This is a genomic window from Bradyrhizobium sp. CCGUVB1N3 (assembly GCF_024199925.1).
Lineage (GTDB): Bacteria > Pseudomonadota > Alphaproteobacteria > Rhizobiales > Xanthobacteraceae > Bradyrhizobium.
The window spans coordinates 157236-176640 of the sequence record NZ_JANADR010000002.1 but is presented as its reverse complement, the minus strand read 5'-3'; the positions used below and the strand labels follow the sequence as shown (position 1 = coordinate 176640).

At 59.5% G+C, this 19405-nt stretch carries 11 protein-coding genes and 7 pseudogenes; 14 read left to right on the top strand and 4 right to left on the bottom strand.

The window, feature by feature from the left end; all coding sequences use genetic code 11:
- Positions 1-11: 11 nt before the first annotated feature.
- Positions 12-1301: pseudogene (locus NLM33_RS47540) on the bottom strand (DEAD/DEAH box helicase family protein); the annotation flags it as partial.
- Between NLM33_RS47540 and NLM33_RS47535 the strand changes: the two are divergent.
- From NLM33_RS47535 to NLM33_RS47510, 6 genes and pseudogenes are all read left to right on the top strand, one after another.
- Positions 1294-2100 (top strand): annotated as a pseudogene (locus tag NLM33_RS47535) (DUF2130 domain-containing protein); the annotation flags it as partial. The pseudogenes NLM33_RS47540 and NLM33_RS47535 overlap by 8 nt on opposite strands.
- A 163-nt stretch (positions 2101-2263) precedes the next feature.
- Positions 2264-3535: pseudogene (locus tag NLM33_RS47530) on the top strand (IS256 family transposase).
- Between the two features lie 314 nt (positions 3536-3849).
- On the top strand, positions 3850-4764 hold the full coding sequence (locus NLM33_RS47525) for a DNA-processing protein DprA (protein WP_254106434.1): 915 nt from the start codon (positions 3850-3852) through the stop codon (positions 4762-4764).
- Positions 4739-5386, top strand: coding sequence for a hypothetical protein (locus NLM33_RS47520; RefSeq protein ID WP_254106433.1), 648 nt, complete (start codon positions 4739-4741; stop codon positions 5384-5386). Before NLM33_RS47525 ends, NLM33_RS47520 begins: the two co-directional genes overlap by 26 nt.
- Before the next feature lie 380 nt (positions 5387-5766).
- Positions 5767-5964 (top strand): hypothetical protein, encoded by a 198-nt coding sequence (locus NLM33_RS47515; protein WP_254106432.1) that lies wholly within the window; start codon positions 5767-5769, stop codon positions 5962-5964.
- Entirely contained in the window at positions 5961-8423 is a 2463-nt protein-coding gene (locus NLM33_RS47510; RefSeq protein ID WP_254106431.1) for an AAA family ATPase, read from the top strand. Before NLM33_RS47515 ends, NLM33_RS47510 begins: the two co-directional genes overlap by 4 nt.
- 56 nt (positions 8424-8479) lie before the next feature.
- Here NLM33_RS47510 and NLM33_RS47505 read toward each other — a convergent pair whose 3' ends face one another.
- Together NLM33_RS47505 and NLM33_RS47500 are read right to left on the bottom strand one after the other, a co-directional pair.
- Positions 8480-9025: a hypothetical protein gene (locus NLM33_RS47505; protein WP_254106430.1), complete on the bottom strand. Its 546-nt coding sequence runs from the start codon at positions 9023-9025 to the stop codon at positions 8480-8482.
- A gap of 128 nt (positions 9026-9153) precedes the next feature.
- The gene (locus NLM33_RS47500; protein WP_254106429.1) at positions 9154-10293 is read right to left on the bottom strand and encodes a YncE family protein; all 1140 of its coding nucleotides are present in this window, start codon (positions 10291-10293) and stop codon (positions 9154-9156) included.
- Between the two features lie 390 nt (positions 10294-10683).
- Between NLM33_RS47500 and NLM33_RS47495 the strand changes: the two are divergent.
- The 3 genes and pseudogenes from NLM33_RS47495 to NLM33_RS47485 all read left to right on the top strand — a co-directional run.
- A pseudogene (locus tag NLM33_RS47495) lies at positions 10684-10890 on the top strand (transposase); the annotation flags it as partial.
- Positions 10891-11735: 845 nt separating this feature from the next.
- Positions 11736-12608 (top strand): hypothetical protein, encoded by an 873-nt coding sequence (locus tag NLM33_RS47490; RefSeq protein ID WP_371930188.1) that lies wholly within the window; start codon positions 11736-11738, stop codon positions 12606-12608.
- Between the two features lie 143 nt (positions 12609-12751).
- The gene (locus tag NLM33_RS47485) at positions 12752-13663 is read left to right on the top strand and encodes a protein-L-isoaspartate O-methyltransferase (protein WP_254106428.1); all 912 of its coding nucleotides are present in this window, start codon (positions 12752-12754) and stop codon (positions 13661-13663) included.
- Between the two features lie 490 nt (positions 13664-14153).
- Here NLM33_RS47485 and NLM33_RS50110 read toward each other — a convergent pair.
- Positions 14154-14384: pseudogene (locus tag NLM33_RS50110) on the bottom strand (IS701 family transposase); the annotation flags it as partial.
- On the opposite strand from NLM33_RS50110, the gene NLM33_RS47475 reads away from it, so the two are divergent.
- From NLM33_RS47475 to NLM33_RS47455, 5 genes and pseudogenes are all read left to right on the top strand, one after another.
- Positions 14352-14732 carry an endo-1,4-beta-xylanase gene (locus tag NLM33_RS47475; protein ID WP_254106573.1) on the top strand — a complete coding sequence of 127 codons (381 nt, stop codon included), beginning with the start codon at positions 14352-14354 and terminating at the stop codon, positions 14730-14732. The pseudogene NLM33_RS50110 and the gene NLM33_RS47475 sit on opposite strands and share 33 nt — an antisense overlap.
- Before the next feature lie 276 nt (positions 14733-15008).
- Positions 15009-15110: pseudogene (locus tag NLM33_RS47470) on the top strand (transposase); the annotation flags it as partial.
- A gap of 735 nt (positions 15111-15845) precedes the next feature.
- Positions 15846-16291, top strand: a pseudogene (locus NLM33_RS47465) (transposase); the annotation flags it as partial.
- A 445-nt stretch (positions 16292-16736) separates the two neighbouring features.
- Complete coding sequence (locus NLM33_RS47460; RefSeq protein ID WP_254106570.1) at positions 16737-17777, top strand: IS110 family transposase; 1041 nt, start codon at positions 16737-16739, stop codon at positions 17775-17777.
- 220 nt (positions 17778-17997) lie between these two features.
- Entirely contained in the window at positions 17998-19359 is a 1362-nt protein-coding gene (locus tag NLM33_RS47455; RefSeq protein WP_254106427.1) for an IS1380 family transposase, read from the top strand.
- Positions 19360-19405 lie beyond the last annotated feature (46 nt).

Sequence of the window (19405 nt, the reverse complement as noted above, 5' to 3'; positions counted from 1 at the left end):
GGTCAGGTCCACTACTCGATCATGTAGCCCAGCGCGCGATAGCCCGCGCGTCGCTTCGTGGCCATCCGGGCCAGAACGGGAACAGCTTTATCGACGTAGTCGACGACCAACACGTCTCTCTTTCCATCATGCTGTCGATGCAGACGACCGACATACTGCGTCAGGGTTCCCTTCCAGGCGATCGGCATCGTTAGGAACAACGTATCAAGCCGGGCGTCATCGAAGCCTTCACCGATGTAGCGGCCTGTCGCGAGTATCAGGCGCTCGTCATCGTCAGCAACATTCAATGTCGTATTGGCTAGCTTGCGATCCCTCGCGGACATGCCGCCGCGCAGAACCACAAGATTCTTCACGAACGACGAGAACCTCTGCTGAAGATAATCGAGATGGTCCTTTCGCTCCGTCAGGACGATGGGAGAACGCTTGGCTTCCAGCGATTTCAGCACATCATCAAAGATCAGGTCATTTCGGCTACTGTCCTGCGCCAGGGCCGCATAGATCGCGGGCATTGATGGGCGCTCGACGGAGGCCAGGGACGATGGCAATTCAAATTTCGTCGAACGGTCGCGGGCACGATGACGAATGCCACGCTCGGTCGCTTGGACCCTCGCATCCACCCGATGGCGAACGGGGCCGCATTGCATGAAGATAATGGGATGATGTCCGTCCTTTCGGGCGACAGTCGCAGATAAACCAACGACGTATCGCGCCTTTGATCGCCGAGCGACAAGCTCGAAGCTTGTTGCGGACAGGTGATGGCATTCGTCGACAATGAGATGGCCGTAATCGGCGACGATATCGGCAACCTCTCCATTGCGCACCAGGCTTTGGATCAGCGCCACATCGATGACGCCAGTCGGCTTCCTTTTTCCGCCCCCGATAATACCGATCTGTTTCGGGTCAATGTTCAAAAAGGAACCGAGTCGCTCCACCCATTGAGTGAGCAGTTCTCGGCGATGAACGAGAATCAGCGCATTGCGGGCGCGGTGCGCGATGAGGGCTGCTGCGACAACCGTCTTGCCAAAGGCCGTCGTGGCGGCGAGCACCCCGTTGTCGTGGGCGACGAGAACATCGAAAGCCGCCAACTGCGGCCGTCGCAATTCGCCCTGGAAGGATACGTTCGCGGGAAGTGCCGTACCGATTTCGCGCATATCTTCCAGATCGGCCGCGGCGCCATGGCTTTTGATGAGATCGATTGCTTCCTCGAGGCAGCCCCGCGGTAGAGCGACATGCTGCGCAAACAGCTCGGCGCATGAGACGACCCGAGGCTTGCCGAATGTCGGCAACCGCATGGATCGCGACGACGCGATCGAGCGCCTGAAGGACATGAAGGCCCGCCTCTCGACCAAGATGGTTGGCGAGACCCTCGAACAGCACTGTGAGACCGAGTTCAACCGGGTGCGCTCGATGGCCTTTCCGCGGGCGTACTTCGAGAAGGACAATGACACGCGGACCGGCAGCAAGGGCGACTATATCTTCCGCGACTCGGACGACGCCGGCACCGAGATCATCTCGATCATGTTCGAGATGAAGAACGAAAGCGACAAAACCGCCACGAAGAGCAAGAACGAGGACTTCCTCAAGGAGCTTGACCGGGACCGGACCGAGAAGGGCTGTGAGTATGCCATCCTGGTCTCCTTGCTTGAGCCGGACAACGAACTCTACAACGCCGGCATTGTCGACGTCTTCCACCGCTATCCGAAAATGTATGTTATCCGGCCGCAGTTCTTCCTGCCGATGATTACGCTCTTGCGGAATGCCGCGATCAACTCGCTGAAGTACAAGACTGAGCTGGCGCTGGTGAAGGCGCAGAACATCGACATCACCCAGTTTGAAAGCCAGCTAGAGACCTTTAAGACGGCGTTCTCGAAGAACTACGATCTGGCTTCCAGGAATTTCCAGACCGCAATCACCGAGATCGACAAGTCCATTGATCATCTGCAGAAGACCAAAGATGCGCTGATCGGCGCGGACCGCAACCTGCGCCTCGCGAACGACAAGGCGCAGGACGTGACGATCAAGAAGTTGACTCGCTCCAATCCGACGATGGCAGCGAAGTTTGCGGAGTTCAAAAGCCATGGCGCTGAAGCAGCGGAGTGATTTCTAGCCAGGTCAGGCAGAAACTACCGTGACGTCAGATTGGGGGTGACCAATAGATGGTCGCGGGGATGTCCCGGGTTCTGTTGATTTTCTGAAGAGGTCGGCGTTGCCCACCTTGAGCCGGTAGGCTCGGGGTGCTGATTCCTCAAAGGAGAGCAACGCCATGACGAGAGATATCACACCGGCTGGTTGGCCGCCGACTGGGGCTGTCGACGAAGCGTTTACAGAAGTGCGGGCGAGCTTTGATCGGTTCTGCCTTGCGGCGGGATCGAGGCGCTCGGCACGATGATGGAGGCGGATGTCACGGCGGCCTGCGGGCCGCGCCACGGTCGCGATGCGGCGCGGCGGGCGCACCGTTGGGGCCGAACGCGCGGACGGATCGGCTTCCACGGCGGCAAGATCGAGGTCGAGCGCCCGCGGGTCCGGGGCGTGGACGGCCGCGAGGTCACGATCCCGAGCTGGGAAACGGCAGCGCAGGAGGACTGGCTCGGTCGCTGGGCGATGAACCTGATGCTGATCAATGTGTCGACGCGCCGGTTCGGCCGCGCCGGCTGCCCGAGGGAGACGTGCCGGCACCGCCCGGATCGGGGGTTTCGAAGTCGGCGGCCTCGCGGAGGTTCGTAGCGCTGTCGGCGGCGCGGCTGGCCGACTTCATGGCTGCCGATCTGTCCGCGCTCGACCTTCTGGTGGTCCAAATCGACGGGCTGCATCTCGGCGAGGATCTCGTGCTGGTCGCCGCGATCGGGGTTGACGGCGAAGGCAACAAGCATCCGCTGGCGCTGGTGGAAGGGGCGACCGAGAATGCCGCAACGGTTCAGACCCTGCTGGACAACCTGGTCTCGCGCGGGGCTCGACCCGACGGCGCCAAGACTGTTCATCGCCGACGGTGCGAAGGCGTTGTCGAAGGCGATCCGCCGCACCTTCGGTTCGGCCGCAGCGATCCAGCGCTGCCAGATCCACAAGGCGACACAACATCATGGAACGCCTGCCGAAAGAGCATCATGCGGCCACCCGTCGGGTGCTGCGCCAGGCCTGGGAGCTCGATGACGCCGACAAGGCTGAAAAACTGATCCGCAATCTCGCGCGTCGACTCGACCAGCAATGGCCCGGCGTAGCGGCGAGCATCCTCGAAGGCCTCGATGAAATCCTGACTGTCGTCCGGTTGAAGTTGCCGAAGGAGCTTCGTCGATCGCTCGCCTGTACCAACATCGCCGAGAACATGATGGGCACCATTCGCCGTGTCACGCGCAACGTCAAACGCTGGCGGGATGCCGGTATGGCCTTGCGATGGGTCGCGGCCGGCATGATCGAGGCCAACAAGGGCTTCCGACGATTGAAGGCGCATAAGCAATTGTCGGTTCTGCGTGCGGCTCTTCAAGCTCGCCACAATCGCATGACGATCAACCCCGTTGCCCACGTCACGAGGGCCGCGTAACATTCATTCCGGCAACGTCGGCCCGACCTAGTTCAACAGCGATCGGGACATCCCCATCACGCGTGTCCGAAGCTGGTATGCTTCACTGACGCTGCGATGATGGCGCAGTAAGCCGTGGGCCCGACACCGAATTCACCTCTCGTTCACCACGTAACCATATGATACTTAATGAGTTATCTATTTGTTCTTGATTTGTTCTTCTCATCCACTAAACTGGCTTTTGAACTTTTTGCCCACAAATGTTGGCTCCTCAAACTAGTGGACTTCGTCACTGTGGATTCGACGCCGCCGCAGGGGGTGGCTAGGGTTGGATGATGAACCTGCTTGCACGAATGAATGACGGACCCGCCGTACGGTCGATCTCGCCGCGCAGGGAGCTCGGAGCGTACGAGGCGCTGTGGCTCGAGAAGGGCGCGACCTTCAAAACGATCGCAGAGAAGTTCGCTTCCGATCCGACTGCCGTCCCATCCGATTTCGTTCCGGGTGCTGTAGCTGACGCTTGCGCTGCGGAGGTTCTGGCAGCACTTAAGAAGGCTGGCATCTGCAGGTTTGGCACCCGGCTGAATCTTACTGGGAATTATCCTTCGAAGCTCCGAGACGCGAGGCATCCCGTAGAGATGCTGTACTTCCAAGGCGCTTGGGAACTCGTCGAGACCCGGTGTGTCGCCATCGTAGGCAGCCGCAATGCGAGCGAAGAGGGGAAACTGCGTGCGGGTAAGCTCTCACGTGCATTGGTCGAACGCGGCTTCACCGTCGTGTCGGGATTAGCGACCGGTATCGACACCGCAGCTCATACAGCCGCGATCGAGGCGAAGGGCCACACCATTGCGGTGATCGGCACGCCGATCGGAATCTATTACCCGAAGGAAAACCAGGTTCTCCAACGCAAGATCGCGGAGCAGCATCTGCTCATTTCGCAGGTGCCAGTGCTGCGATACGCTAGTCAGTATGTGCCGCAGAACAAGCTGTTCTTTCCCGAGCGGAATGTCACGATGAGCGCGCTCACGGAGGGGACGGTTATCGTGGAGGCCAGCGACACGAGCGGGACGCTCACGCAGGCTCGTGCCGCACTTCAGCAGGGCCGCAAGCTGTTCATCCTCGATTCTTGCTTCAAGCGGGATGGCATCACCTGGCCGGCGAGCTTCGAGAAGCGAGGCGCGATTCGTGTCCGCGACCTCGCCGATATCTTGGGCGTATTAGGTGATGGCACGCCTGCTTCAGCAAATTGACGAAACAAACCGGCGGGACCACTGGTACCTCGACGAGAGTGACGACTGTCATTATCTCTATGAGTACACAGCAGGTAAGGGCTGGCGAGGCGGCGATACCAACCAACTGATCCACAATCTTCAGAAGAAGCGCGGCGATGGCGGCTACCATTACAAGGCGCCAGCGATCGCAAGATGTGCTCGTGACTTGTCTGCGGTTCTGAGTGCGGAATGGCTGGACCAGGCCACGATTGTCCCCATTCCACCATCGAAGGCGAAGACCGACCCGGCTTACGATGATCGGATGGTTCAGGTATGCAGAGGAATCCGCGCTGCGACCCCACCAGATGTTCGGGAGCTAGTCGAGCAGATCGCCTCCACTGACACGTTCAAGGGTGGCCACAGGAAGTCGCCGGCCGAACTCAAACAAAACTATAGGATCGTCGAAAATCGGCTGCAAAACTTGCGGGGTATCGTCGGGATTTTCGACGATGTTCTCACGACCGGCTCCCATTTCAAGGCAATCAAGGAAATGATTTTGGAGCGCGCTCCACAAGCCCGCGTGATCGGTCTTTTCGTTGCCAGACGCGCGATTCCAAATCCGTTTGAAGAACTCTCCGAAGACGATCTGCTGAAGTTATAGTTGGTACTTCGCGGCGACCCGTGAACCGGCGTGACGCTCGCGGCCTGATCGTAATGACGTGCCCATCCGGGTTGGGTGCTGATAAGAGAATTACACAAACGGAGTCAGTTCGCTGACTGATAAGGTTTGGTCGCAAATGGAGTCAGTTGAATGACTAATAAAGTTGTTAACAGAGGCTTTTCAGTCCCAGTGGCCTCAAGCGCTGTCTCTAACGGTAGCGCTCACATCTTGGTACAGCTTCGATGCTCGATGGGCTTCCGCTCGCCCGTCTCCGAGTCGCGTTGGTCACCCCGTCTGCAGCGAGGCGAAGGGCAATAACCCTTTCGTTCTATTGAAAGTTGCGTTGAGGTTAGCGACGATAGAAGCAGGGGGAGCAATCAATGGCTTTCAAGTTCGACGACACCGCACCGTTGCCAGACAATCTTGCGACATATGCGAAGGAGGTATCCGGGCTCGATGGTATCTTAGGACCTGTCCTTGCCGCCCGGCTCGAGGATTTGATCGCCGGCGCCGACGCCGACGGGATCCTGGATCAGCTTCTCGCGGCCCTGGTGCAGACCCCGAAGGGGGCGTCGTGAGCGGCTGGTTTCTCGAGTGTCTTGAAGTCGAAGGCTTCCGCGGCATCAACAACGAGGGTGATCCGCTCGTCCTGAATTTCACCCACGACGCCGTGAACTCGGTTTCCGCTCCGAACGGCGTCGGCAAAAGCTCGATCTTCGACGCCCTAACGTACGCGCTGCGCAAGCGTATCCCCAAACTCGACGAGTTGCCGGCCTCTGAGGGGGGCGACGGCTACTACCTGAACCGCTTCCACTCGAAGAGCACGGGGACGATCAAGCTGACCGTACACCCAGATGGCGCCGGCAAGCCCGTCACCATTTCGATCACGCGCGACGTGGCTGGCGCGCGAAAGGTTTCTGCGCCCAAAGGCGTTGACGGCGAAAAGTTGCTCGCCTCCCTCAACCGCGATTTCGTGCTCCTAGATCACAAGACGCTACAATCGTTCATTGATGACAAGGCCCTCGAGCGCGGCCGCGCCTTTGCCGGCCTGCTAGGACTTGCCGCGTACTCGGCGCTTCGTCAGGAACTCCAGGCACTTTCGAACACGAGGGCGTTCAACAACCATTTCGATGTCAAAGCCCTCAACCAGCAAGATACCTCACTGAAGGCGACGATCATCAAGCAGCAAGCGGAGGCCGTCAGCGCCTTCCAGGCGCTGACCCAGACGTCGTTGCTTGACCAGAAGGATCATGCGGCTGCGGTACTCAAAGCTCACAACGCCCTTCACCAAATTGCGATTCTGAACCCCCACTGCACCGGCAAACTGTTCGGCGAGATTGTCATCGACGACTGCGTCGAGGCCATCAAAAAAGCCGAAGGTGGAGACGCTCCGGCACGCCTTGCGGGCCTGCAGCGGCAGGAGACGATGATCGCCAGCCGGATTTCGGTAGGCCCATCCGACGACAACTTTAAGAAGCTGCTCTCCCTTGCGACCGAACGGGATCAGGCGATGTCGCGGACCGCCGGAAAGCTCCTCAAGGCCCTATACGCCGCGAGCCGAGCGGTTCTGTGCGATGATTCGTGGCCTAACAAGAATCAGTGCCCGGCGTGCGAGCAGGAGAGCGCAGGATCTCTGCTTCCAGGGCTGGAAGCCCGTTTGGCGGCGTTCCAGGAACTCGAGGATTGTACAGCAAAGCTTGAGACCGAATGGAAAGGCGGAGGATGGGGCGAGCTCCGCAAACTTGAAGAGGCGCATGCTGAAGGTGGCGACCAACTAATGTTCGCGGCGCTCGGCAAGAGAGCGGAGCTAGCGTTGACTGAAAGTGAGGTGCGCGACCTCTGGGCGTGGCGCTCAACTTTGCTGGAACGTGCTGCGGCTGCGTTGCAAGATACGAAGACGAAGCGAGAGGCCCTCGAAAAGGAGTTGCCAGCCTCTCTGGTCGCCGTCACGAGCGCGGTCGAAGCGGCGCGCCGCCTCCAAAAGGCCTGGAAGGACGTTCTTGACGCACAGGCCGGCCTCGCCAAGGTTACCAGCAAGCTTGCTGCGATCAATCGCATCAAGGGTTTTCTGGACAAAGCAAGCGACACTTTCGCGGCTGCTGAGGCCGACTTGTCAAAGCGGCGTCTCGCGGCGGTCGAGCCGCTATGCCAGAAGTTCTTCGGGTCCATCATGTACGAGCCCGTCAAACCGTCCCTGGCCAAGGCCGATGGCGCGGAGGCTCTTTCCATCGGGCTTTCGCAGTTTTTCACTTTGAGGAACGTCTCAGCGCAGGCACTTCTTTCAGAGAGCTTCCGCAACGCCTTTGCAGTGTCGGTCTACCTAGCGGCCGCGACGCTTTATGGCGGCGAACCGCGTTTCATCGTGCTTGACGACGTCACTTCGAGCTTTGACGCCGGCCACCAATTCCACCTGATGGAGCTCATTCGCACACAGTTTGCGCGGCCGATGCAAGCCAACGGCCCGCAAGTCATCCTGCTGAGCCACGACACTCTGCTAGAGAAGCTCTTCAACCGGAACAACGGCCAAAGCTGGAAACATCAACGGTTGGAGGGAACGGCCCGCACGGCTGTGCTGCCGCAGTCCGACGCGGTCAACCGGGTTCGTGACGCTACGCTCCGCTTTCTACAGGCAGGCCAAGTAGACGATGCCGCACCGCGCCTTCGGCAGTATCTCGAACATCGGCTATTGGACGTCATCCAGAAGGTAAAGATACCCGTGCCGATCGACTTCGCACTCGACGATAACAATAAGCAGGTTGGCAACGCGTCAGCCGCAATCGAAGCCGCTGTAAAGCTGCATAAGGCGGCCGGCATCCTCGTGCTTGACGCCGCCCAAGAGGCCGGTCTGCAGACCCACATGGCGAGCATAACCGGGAATTTCGTCGCTCACTTCGCTACCGGATCGACCAGCGCCTTTTCTAGCGGGTCGCTGCTCGGCGTGATGCAAGCGATCGACGAGTACGCCGAATGCTTCATGTACGAAGATCCACCCGGCGGCGGTACCAAGAAATTCTATCGTTCACTGAGTAAGCGCTGAGATGCAGGACGAGGCAATCGGGGCGGGCACCTCCGGCCATGAATAGCGCTGGCTCTTTAAGCTGGCAGCTCGTGTTTCTCTGGTGTGACTTTGTACCCGTCGCCGCTTTGCTCCACCGCATAGTAGATACCTCGAAGCCGGAACGTCGCTGGCAAGGGAACGTTGGCATGCAAATTGGGTGCGAGCTGATAGTCCCCGTCCAGCTCGCCACGATGGTTCGCGATCTCGGCGCGCGAGCAAAGTAGCGCGCTGAGCCCGTTGTGTTCCCCGTCTTGAAAAACCCCGGTCGAGATTTCAGTGCCGCTCTTAGCCGCGTCACCTGCATCTTCCGCTTTGGGGGCTTTCCTGATGGTTCCGTGAAAATGATATCCGGAACCAACGATCTGGGCAGTCGTCTTGTCGAGGGTAAGATATTGGGGGCCCACCGTATACGCAGCCTGAAGCATACGGGGTGGGTTTGTGTCGGAACTGTCGAAGGGAATACGTCGAGGGTTCAGCGCGATGACAAACGCATCTTCCTTTGATACGTAGCCCTTTTCGATCCAGTTTGAGTCTTGCCTCTCGTACTTCTCCGAAATGCTGCTGAGATATCGCAGTACCATTTTCTGGTTCGGTGTCACGGCTTGAAAGACTAGCAGCGAGCCCCGATAACGGCGCGGAGCGCCGAACTCGCAGGTAGACCAAGGCCGCGCACATAAAAGCACGCCGGCAGAACGGGTTGTGCACGGCTCTACCGAGCTGGTGCTCGCATGGACGCCGGTTGTCCCGGCAGCTTCAACCTGGACCCCGTCTCGGTCAGCTTGCCGCCAGCGAGGTCAAATACCTGCAGGTCCCTGTCGAGATAGTTGGCTACATAGAGGTAGTCGCTGTTTGGGCTGTAAGCGACGCCCTCCGGCAGGCGGCCAAGCGGCGCACGCGCTGTTACCGTCAGGCTACCGCCAGTGCCGATCGACATCAAAACGAGTTCGCCCCTCTTAGTCGAACTGCCAAGCAGCAGCGGGGTAGCTGCAGTCTTCCCATCGGGCGCTATCGCGAAACCTTCCGGTCCGACACCAGGGCTCATCAAGTCGACCACGTGGGGATGTGGGCCGGTTGCTTCGATAATCACCGCCGCATCAGCGTTGTTCTTCAGTGCGCCGGTGTTTGAGGCAATGACGTATTTTCCGTCTGGCGTGATGTCGATGTTGTAAGGATTGAATGCCGAAGGAATGTCCATCGAATTGTCGTAGGCCACGTCTTGTCCATCGATTGCCAACACGCCGATTTTGTTCGCAAGATTGAGGCAGACGAAGGCGCGCTTGCCGTCAGGCGCGATGACTACGGCCGCGGCCTGCTGCTCCAGCGGCACTTCGCGGACGGCTTTGACCGTCGTACCCTGGATCGAGACAACAGAGACACTTTTGCCCTCTCGGTTGGCAATCAACGCGAGATCGCCCTTCTTCGAAATCGACAGGCCCGACGGCTGCCGTCCGACGGTAACCGCATCGATCACCTTCGGCGGGGCCGCAGTGAGGTCAATCACGTACAGTTTGTCGTCGGGGACCGTTTTCCAAGCGTTGCCCTCCTGAATGTGAACCACGGAATTGGCGACTAGGCCCAACTTGCCGTCCGGTGTAATCTGCAAATTGGTGGGCGGCCCCAGCAGGGAGTTCGCCACCGGCACGCTGGCGCGAATCTTGGGTTTGGCGGGGGCGGAAACATCAATGACCAGCACGGCGTCGTTACCCGGAGCGCCCTTCGTTTGGCCTTCAGGACCATAGGTGATCTTGCTGTCAAGTCCGATCAGGATATCGTTGGTTCCGGCCTGCGCCGAGCCGCTGCCGATCAGGCCAACAAGGCATATGGCACACAGAGCATTGCGTAGGTTCATGATGCGTTTTCGTTGCGCCATTTCTAAGTGAGCCTTCACCGTTCACGCAGTATTAATAACTGGTACCCCTTACCGCGCTCAGGCCGCGCAACCACGCGACCGCCTCGGGTCATGAACGGTAAGCATCGAGTGAGCACATTGCGTCTGCTCTTGGGCGGATAGCATTCCCCGCTCCGTCTGCGGTCCCTAGTCCTGTGAATGTACAACGAAGGCGATTGAAACAGAAAAGTCCACCTGCCAAAAATGAGGGGGAATGATAAACCGGAGTCACTGCACATGATCGTCGCGGCATCACGAAGTGGCCCAGTCGGCCATCGCTCCAAGAAGAAGTTGAGTCAGGTGAATCGGTTGTGATTCTGTGATGGCGCTTGATTCGGGATGGAGCGTCTAATGTGGAAGCCTGAACACCGGTGCGCGGCTGAACGGCACGGGCTTCGTTATCCGAGTGATTTTACCGAGGCGGAATGGGCGATCATCGCACCGAGGATTTCGCCGGCCAAGCGGGGCGGCCGGCCGCGGAATGTCGATGTCCGCGAGGTTCTTTAACGCGATCTTCTACGTGTTGTGGACGGGTGTCAGTGGAAGGCGCTGCCGAAAGCAGATTTACGCGACTATTTGGATGTTGCGTCATAATACACCTTCAGTTTTTTGAGAGGGTCGAAGAGGTCCGGAGCAACTGCAGTACTTGAATTCGTATCGAGGTCAGGTGGCTCGGATACCTGATCTTTCCACGAAGCGAGGTCTCCTGGGAGAGTGGCAGGTTCGCGCCTTCGGCGGGGCTTCGGTCCCGCGCCTCCGCTACCTTAGGAGGGCTATGTAGTCCCTGTGGAGGCAAGTTGGTCTTGCCCCGCCATCAAACCGTACGGTGATGCCGGTGGTACGAAGACTGACTTCGACGACCGTACCGGTCTTCATAGCGAGATCGGGGCACCGAAGAGCACCAAGCTTGCTCAGCTGGAAACGGGCGCCCACGACGACTTTGTCGGTCTTTTGAGCAATCATTTCATAATCCGAATTAATGAAAATCTGTGGTTCCAAAAAACCAGCAGACAATACCCTCAATCGTGATCATCTGCAACTTAGGGTGAATATGGCCGAAAACGCGCGCGTTCCGAGAATGGAACCCGCCGAACGTCTGCGTTTCCAAAGCGTTTGGAGTGGAGCGAATTTCATGACGGGAGGAGATCGTGAAACGTCCAACACGTTTTTAGATTACCGGCGCCCCTGCGAGTGCTCGTGTTGGGTACCGAACCACGCGCCGCCAATCTAAAAACGCTCTCTATTATGCGGAGAGCGGGATTATGCGAAGTGCCGCCCTGTGATGGGCTGGTTTTCGCCGATCTCGGCGTGCTCCGCTCCGCATAATCCCAGACGTCTCGGGCCGTAGTGATGCATTGTCCGCCTTAAGCTGAGATCGCCTTTGGTCTATGTTGGCTCGCGGGATGAACGTAGGCGCGGACTGCAAGCCGGTGGATAAGAATGATGCTTGGGAAGAGATTGCGCGCATCCGACAGCGGTTGGCTGATCTGGATGCCGAGCGGATGGAGCTTGAGCGCAAGTTGGAAGCGCTTGAGCAAAAGCTGACATCCGGCAGCGAGGCTGAAACACCTGCTTTTTTCGACACCCCCGTTACCAATAACTCGCAATCAATCGAGAAAGTCGAGTTGTTCCGACGCTTGTTCGGCGGGCGTCCCGATGTTTTTCCGGTGCGCTGGGATAACAAAAAGACGGGACGCTCCGGTTATTCGCCGGCGTGCTCGAATGAGTGGGCAAAGGGGATCTGCGGCAAGCCGAAGGTAAAATGCGGGGAATGTCCGCATCAGGCGTTTATTCCGCCTTCCGAGGACATTATCGAAAAGCATCTGCGCGGCGGCGATGCTCGCACCGGTGACTTTGTCGCCGGGGTTTATCCATTGCTGCAGGATGAGACATGCTGGTTCCTTGCCGCCGACTTCGACAAGGAAAGCTGGGCGGATGACGCCAGAGCATTGCTCGGCACCTGTCATGTGAAAGGAATTGCCGCGGCCCTGGAGCGGTCGAGATCGGGAAATGGCGGCCATGTCTGGGTATTCTTCTCCGAGCCTGTTCCAGCAAGGATCGCCAGGCAGATGGGGGCGGCCTTGATCACGGAGACGATGGAAAAACGGCCCGAAATCGGCTTCACCTCCTATGATCGCTTCTTTCCCAATCAGGACACGATGCCCCTTGGGGGCTTTGGCAACCTGATTGCATTGCCGTTGCAAAGGAAAGCTCGTGAGATCGGCAACAGCGTTTTTGTCGACAACGTGTGTTTCGGCGTGGGGTCTCAACCATGATCGGCGTGGGGGTCCCATCATTTCAATTCAATGAAATCAATGGCCTGAAGGGGTCCCGACGACGCCGATGGGGGGCATTTTTCAATCAGCATTCACACAGGCGGACCGCACGCGTATCGTCTGTATAGCAACAGGAGAGCCCAATGGACGACACGTTGGCGGCAGCGCGCCGCTGGTATGCCGAAGACCTGCTATATAAGACCCCGCTCCTGCAAAACCCTCAGCTGATCAACGCATTCGCGTCTGTTCCACGTGAGCTATTCGTCGGCCCCGGACCGTGGCGCATCATCTCGGACCCGTACGACAATAGCGCATTCCTGACCCCCGATACCGACCCCCGCTGGCTCTATCATGACGTTCTCGTGACGATTGATCCGAACCGTAATCTCAACAACGGGATGCCCAGTTTCTGGGCGCGCAATTTGGACCATCTCCATATCGCGCGCGGCGAACGGGTGCTCCAGGTCGGTGCCGGGACCGGATACTATTCGGCAGTGCTAGCTGAGATTGTCGGCCCCTTTGGTCGTGTGACGGCGGTGGAAACCGACCCAGCTTTGGCGGCGCAGGCCCAGGCAAATCTTGCGAACTGGCCGCAGGTCGATGTCGTCGCAGGCGACGGCCGGACGGTAGATGTCGGCGAGCTTGATATCGTAGTCGTGTTCGCTGGCTCTACACACCCCTCCCGTCTCTGGCTCGATCGCCTCGTCGAAGGTGGCCGGCTTCTGATGCCGCTGACCAGCGAGTCCCGGAGGGGCTTTCTTCTCCGTGTGGTCCGGCGTCGAAATCGGTTCGAGGCCTCTTCGATCGGCGGCGTGGCTGTTTATCCTTGCATGCGCTCGAAGGCCTGCCGCGCGGCAAGGTGCCGATCCGCGCGCTGCACGTTGATGATCCCAGACCTGGCGACGTGGCAAAAGTCTGGTTTCAAGGACCCGGATTTTGGCTCGAAGGAGATCCTGTCGAAGTGGAGGCCGCACCCGAAAGTGATCGGAATCGGTCGAAATCGTACGAGACACTCTCGTCTGGCCCATTGCGGTCCGTCACAAGGCGCGAACTGAGGTCGTCCAACGATCGATAATCTCTCGGAATACGGCACGGAGCCGTGGCTTTCATGCAGCGTATCGTCGCGTGAAGGCGTTAGCCAACGGGCTCCTCGAGGACGCCCGCCAATCATCGAGTTGTACGGGGCATTCTAAGACGTCCTCCGTGTAGAAACTCGCAAGCCATGGAGCAGGAGACGACTTTTCGTGTAGGCGGCAAAATCTGCAGCGGTACGGCCCGAGCCGCCACCAGCCGAACCAAATGCGGTCGTCGCAACCACCGTCCCACCGGGACATCGCTGGCCCGTCTAGAGCCGGACCAACACCTCGCAAGACTTGATCAGGCTGGCTTAGCTGTGCCCCGACCGAACGATGTCGAAATCGAAGAACAAGGTCTCGTTGAGCAGCTCATCGCGCATCCGGCCATGGATGGGGAAGACGGTTCCGTTCTCTCGGCGCCGGTGGCATGATGTGCCGGCGGTAGAAGGAGCCATTCAAGACATTCAAGAGATTTACGATGGCGTGACGTACGGCGGGCATGGTTGGTTGAGGCGGAGGCCCGTTGATTCTTTTTTCCGCCCCGCATATGCGAGGCGACGATGTTGCAGGAAGGCGTAGGCAATCATTGTCATCAGGGCATGGCGATGAGGACCTGCCATGATCGCCCTTCGAAGTGATCAAGTCCAAGCTCCTCCTTCAACTGCTGATGCGCCTGCTCACAAATCCACCCTGCCTTGAGTTGGATTTACGCGTCGATCTACCCGCGCCCCTGGGATCCCTTGCTCAGCAAGCCGCCGGTTATCGCTTCGTCGTCGCCTCTTGCCTCGCCGTCTCGCGCTGCGCCGACGTCACCACATGGGGCATATCCGATGACCATTCCTGGCTTCTCAAAATGTTCCCGGGTTATGGCGACACTTTGCTTTTCGATCGGCGCGGCGATCCGAAGCTGGCGTACGCGGCCGTGATCGCCGCGCTTCGCTTTGAAAAGCCCTCGTCGAGAATCCACTCGGTCACGACAAAAAAGGGACGCAAGACGCCCAACAGCGCGCTGACATCCTGCTGTAACGCATTCATGCGCCTGCATTAAAATTGCCACCGTCCCCCCTCAGCACTCACGTGTCGCCAGCTTATAATGACTTGTTGCCGCGCGATGAGCGTGCGCAGGCTTCGGTGGGGTGGTGGGAATATCAGGCAGCTGGCGATTGCGGCGCGATCGTTTCCAGTGTCATATAGCGGCCGCGCTGGACCGCCCACCCAACCTCCACCAGATACACGAAGCCGAGCGCCATCGGGAATGGAGTAAGAAGCGCATAAGCGCTTCCCCTCGCCGAACCGTACGCAAACTGCCGAAGCTCGCGCGTTCCTCGATGAGGCCGAGACCGACGTTCTGGCCTATATGAGCTTCCGGGCCGCGCACCGCGCCAAGCTGCACTCGGTCAATCCGCTCGAACGGGTCAACGGCGAGTGGTCGGCATCTTGTCCAACGAGCAGTGGCAGGTCAAAATCTAATCAAGGTTTCGAGGATCACGCTCAGTCGCCTACCCCGATGGGAACGATATTTTGGTGCCTGGCGTGGTCATCGACATCCGGTCGATTGGCACGCGAATTGCTGGCTCGAACATGGCTGCAGAAGAACGCCACCACCCCGATGGTCGAGAGGGTATCAATGTCAAACCCTAATTGGTTCTCATGGTTCGCTTTCCCATTCTTTGCGCCACTTAGCGGGGCAGTGACTCAGGACATTAAAACGAATGTCCGCCGCGGAGTTCCGGAAATCGAAAATGATGTACTTAAGAAGGTTGGCTTAGGCCGACAGCTCGGCATCATTTCCCGAGCCGTTGTGGAGCTCAAAGAGGAACTCGGGAATGCAGGCCTCAAAATCGGTGCCGGAACGGCAATCGGGAAACTCGAACAGATGGTAAAAGACGTGGAAGAGATAAAACAGGTTCACCGCAGTGCCGCCGACCGGGAGGCCAATCTCGCGCTGGACCGCCTGAAGGCCGTCAACCCTGCGCGCTATAACGCTTTCGTTCATGCGCGCCAGACGAGCGGGAGCCCTGACGGAGACGCCGATCGGCACCACTCTGATCAGCTGTAGAAGTTTCGACTTAGTCTTAGTGTCTGTTCGAAAACATGCTGAGTCGAATGAATCGGTTGTGATTCAAGGTGAGCGGCCTGATTCGATGGGGACGTGCCGCCAATGTGGACTACCGAGAACCGTGCACGCTACGACCGCAGCCGCCTGCGCTATCCGAGCGACTTGACCGACGAGGAGTGGGCGCTGATCGCGCCTCGCATCCCGCCGGCCAAGCGCGGCGGCAACAAGCGTACGGTGGACCTGCGCGAGATTGCCAACGGGCTGATGTACATCCTGAGCACAGGTTGCCAGTGCACGCTCGATGAAATTCATCACACCCTCTATGTCGAATGTCGCGAAAGGGCCGAGCGTGAGGCTTCTCCCACCGCCGCCATCATCGATAGCCAGAGCGTGAAAAGCGCTGAAAAAGGGGGCCTCATGATCTCCATGGCTACGACGCGGGCAAGAAGATCAAGGGCAAGAAGCGGCACATTCTCGTCGACACGCAAGGCCTCTTGATGCACGCCATCGTGCATGCGGCGGACATCCAGGATCGCGACGGCGGCGTGCTTCGCACATATCGCAGCCGGAAATACCTTCACCACCGCCGAAATCCAGCCCGCCGTCATCGAAGCGCTCGGCTGCGCCCCCGAGCGATACACGCTCGCCTCGCTCCGCTACGACCTCTCGAAACTCCGCGCCAAAGGCCTTGTTGCCAAGTTCCCGAACTCTCGCCGCTATCAACTCCTCCCGCAGGGATACTCGATCTGCCTCGTCTTCTTGAAGCTCTTCGAACGTGTCTATGCCCCACTCACGGCAGGCCTTCTCAGCCCCTTCAAGCCGGATGCTCGGCTCGAATCCCAAAGACGATCGCAACTCGACCGCCTCTACCAGCGCGTCATCGACGATCTCGACACCCTGATTGTGTTTCGGCGTGTTGGGGTGGACGGCCCCCGACGGCATCGATTGTGCCAGAATGAGGTCGTTGCAGATCTCAGACAAAGGAGACCGTCCGTGGAACAGATTAGCCGAATCGGCATGGATACGTCGAAGCGTTTTTTCCAACTTCACGGGGTGAACGCCGCCGAGAAGGTGGTTTTGCGCAAGAAGTTGCGGCGCAAGGAGATGGTTGAGTTCTTCGAGAAGCTTGCGCCGACGGTGATCGGGATCGAAGCCTGCAGCGCCTCCCACCATTGGGCGCGGCTTTTGCGGTCGTTCGGCCATGAGGTGAAGCTGATCGCGGCTCAACTGGTCAAACCGTATGTAAAGCGCAGCAAGAACGATACGGCTGACGCCGAGGCGCTTTGCGAGGCGATGAGCCGGCCAACGATGCGTTTTGTGCCGGTAAAAACTGCCGAGCAACAGGCGGCCCTGATGCTGGTCAGCCTGCGCGATCGGCTCATCCGCAATCGCACGCAATTGTCGAATGCCATCCGCGGCTATGCCGCCGAGTTTGGCTTTACCGCCGCCAAAGGGATGGTGCACCTCGATCCGCTGTTCGAACACATTCAAGCGGATGAGAGCGTGCCCGACCTGGCTCGCGAGCTGTTCGCGGCCCAGGCTGAAGAATATGCTCAGTTGCAGGCGCAAATCGCCGAAGTCGCCGCCAAGCTCATGGCTTGGCACAAGGCTGATGAATGCAGCCGACGTCTCGCCAAGATCCCTGGCGTCGGTCCGATCGGCGCGGCGCTGTTGATGATGAAGACCCCGGCGCCTGAGCTATTCCGGTCAGGGCGCCAGTTTGCGGCCTGGATCGGATTGACGCCGAAGGATCATTCTACGGCCGGCAAGGTCAGGCTCGGCGCCATCACCCGGGCCGGCGATGAAGCTTTGCGCGCCGTGCTGGTGTCGGGGGCCACCGCCGTGATCAGGCATGCTGTTCGCTGCGGAGGACGCGCCTCGCCCTGGCTCCTCGACCTTCTCAAGCGCAAGCCGCCGAAGCTGGCCGCCGTAGCGTTAGCCAATAAGATGGCCCGTATCGCTTGGAAACTGATGGTCACGGGCGAAAACTACGCCATGACATCCGCGCGCGTCGCTCCGGCGGGCGCGGCATAGAGATCAGCCAGGCACGGGGAGCAACTTAACTGCAACCGTGCTGAGCCGATGCCGGAACTTGCAAGGTGACAAGCAGATGGTGTGATCGATCGATCCTAGCCCGTCTTATTCGCGAGAGGGCGCCTGAGAGGCTGGCGAGCGTGGTGTAAAGCGCTGATGCGGCGTAGGATTCGGTTGCGAAGCCAACCCCATCACCTCAACCGCGAACGCCACGCCCGCCATGACCGATGATACGATTCTGCCCTTCTCGTTTCCAGCCGTTCACGCCAAGCCAGCCGTTCACGCCAAGAAAGTCACAGCTGCCTTCGATGGTGGACGCCTAACCTCGAATGGGGGCGTGATGCTTCTGGCGATGGCCGAGCGGCGTCTCGGTTTGGCCGACAATTTGGCCCGGGTGTTCCCGGATCGGCGCGATCCGACGCGGGTCGTGCACAGCCTTGTCGATATGTTCCGCGCGCGCATGTTCGCGATCTGCTGCGGCTACGAGGACGCCGACGACCTCGATCATCTGCGGTCCGATCCCGCATTCAAGCTGGCCTGCGGACGGCTGCCGGACAGCGGTCGCGATCTGTGTTCCCAACCGACGCTGTCGCGCCTGGAGAATGCTCCGCGCCTGCGCGACGTGATCCGACTGACCTACACTTTGGTCGACGCATGGATGGATAGCTACCCGCGCGAGCCGGCATCCGTCACGCTCGACATCGATGATACCTGCGATGTCGTCCACGGCCATCAGCAGCTCTCGCTGTTCAACGCTCATTATGACGAACGCTGCTTCCTGCCGATCCACGTCTACGACACGGAGAAGAGCCGGCCCGTGGCGGTCGTGCTGCGGCCCGGCAAGACGCCGGGCGGCGTCGAGGTGCGTGCCCATCTGCGCCGCCTGATACGGCATATCCGGACGCGGTGGCACAAGACGCGAATTACGTTCCGTGGCGACGGGCACTATGCTCGGCCGGAGGCCATGACGTGGTGCGAGAACAACGGCATCGACTACATCTTCGGTCTGTCCGGTACCAAGCCTCTCGCCAGAAAAGTCGACGAGGTCGCCGACGACGTTCGCACGCGACGCGCCATCGAGAACCTGCCTGTTCTGCGCGGCTATACCGAGACGCGCCACAAGGCAAAGTCCTGGGATCACGAACGGCGCACTGTCGCCCGTATTGAGGCGACGATGCTCGGCCTCGACATCCGCTTCGTCGTCACCAGCCTCGATGTCGGCTCGGCCGAGTGGATCTACGACAGCCTGTATTGCGCGCGCGGCCAAGCCGAAAATCTGATCAAGCTGCATAAGACGCAGCTCGCCTCCGATCGCACCAGTTGCCGTTCGGCGCTCGCCAACCAGGTCCGTCTCGTTCTCCACACCGCCGCTTATTGGTTGATGCTTACCGTGCGCGGCGCCATTCCCAAAGTCCGGGAATTGGCCACTGCCGAGTTCGCGACGCTGCGTCTTCGTCTCTTGAAAATCGCAGCCCGGGTCGTCGAAACCGCGAGCCGCATTCGCCTTGCGTTCGCCGCGGCATGCCCCGAAGCCGACCTCTTCCGCAGCTTGCCCGGCGCGCTGCTCCCGCTCGGCCCGTAACCGACCGGGCCTGCGCCCGCTCACCCGCCCCACTCCTCCAACGCGT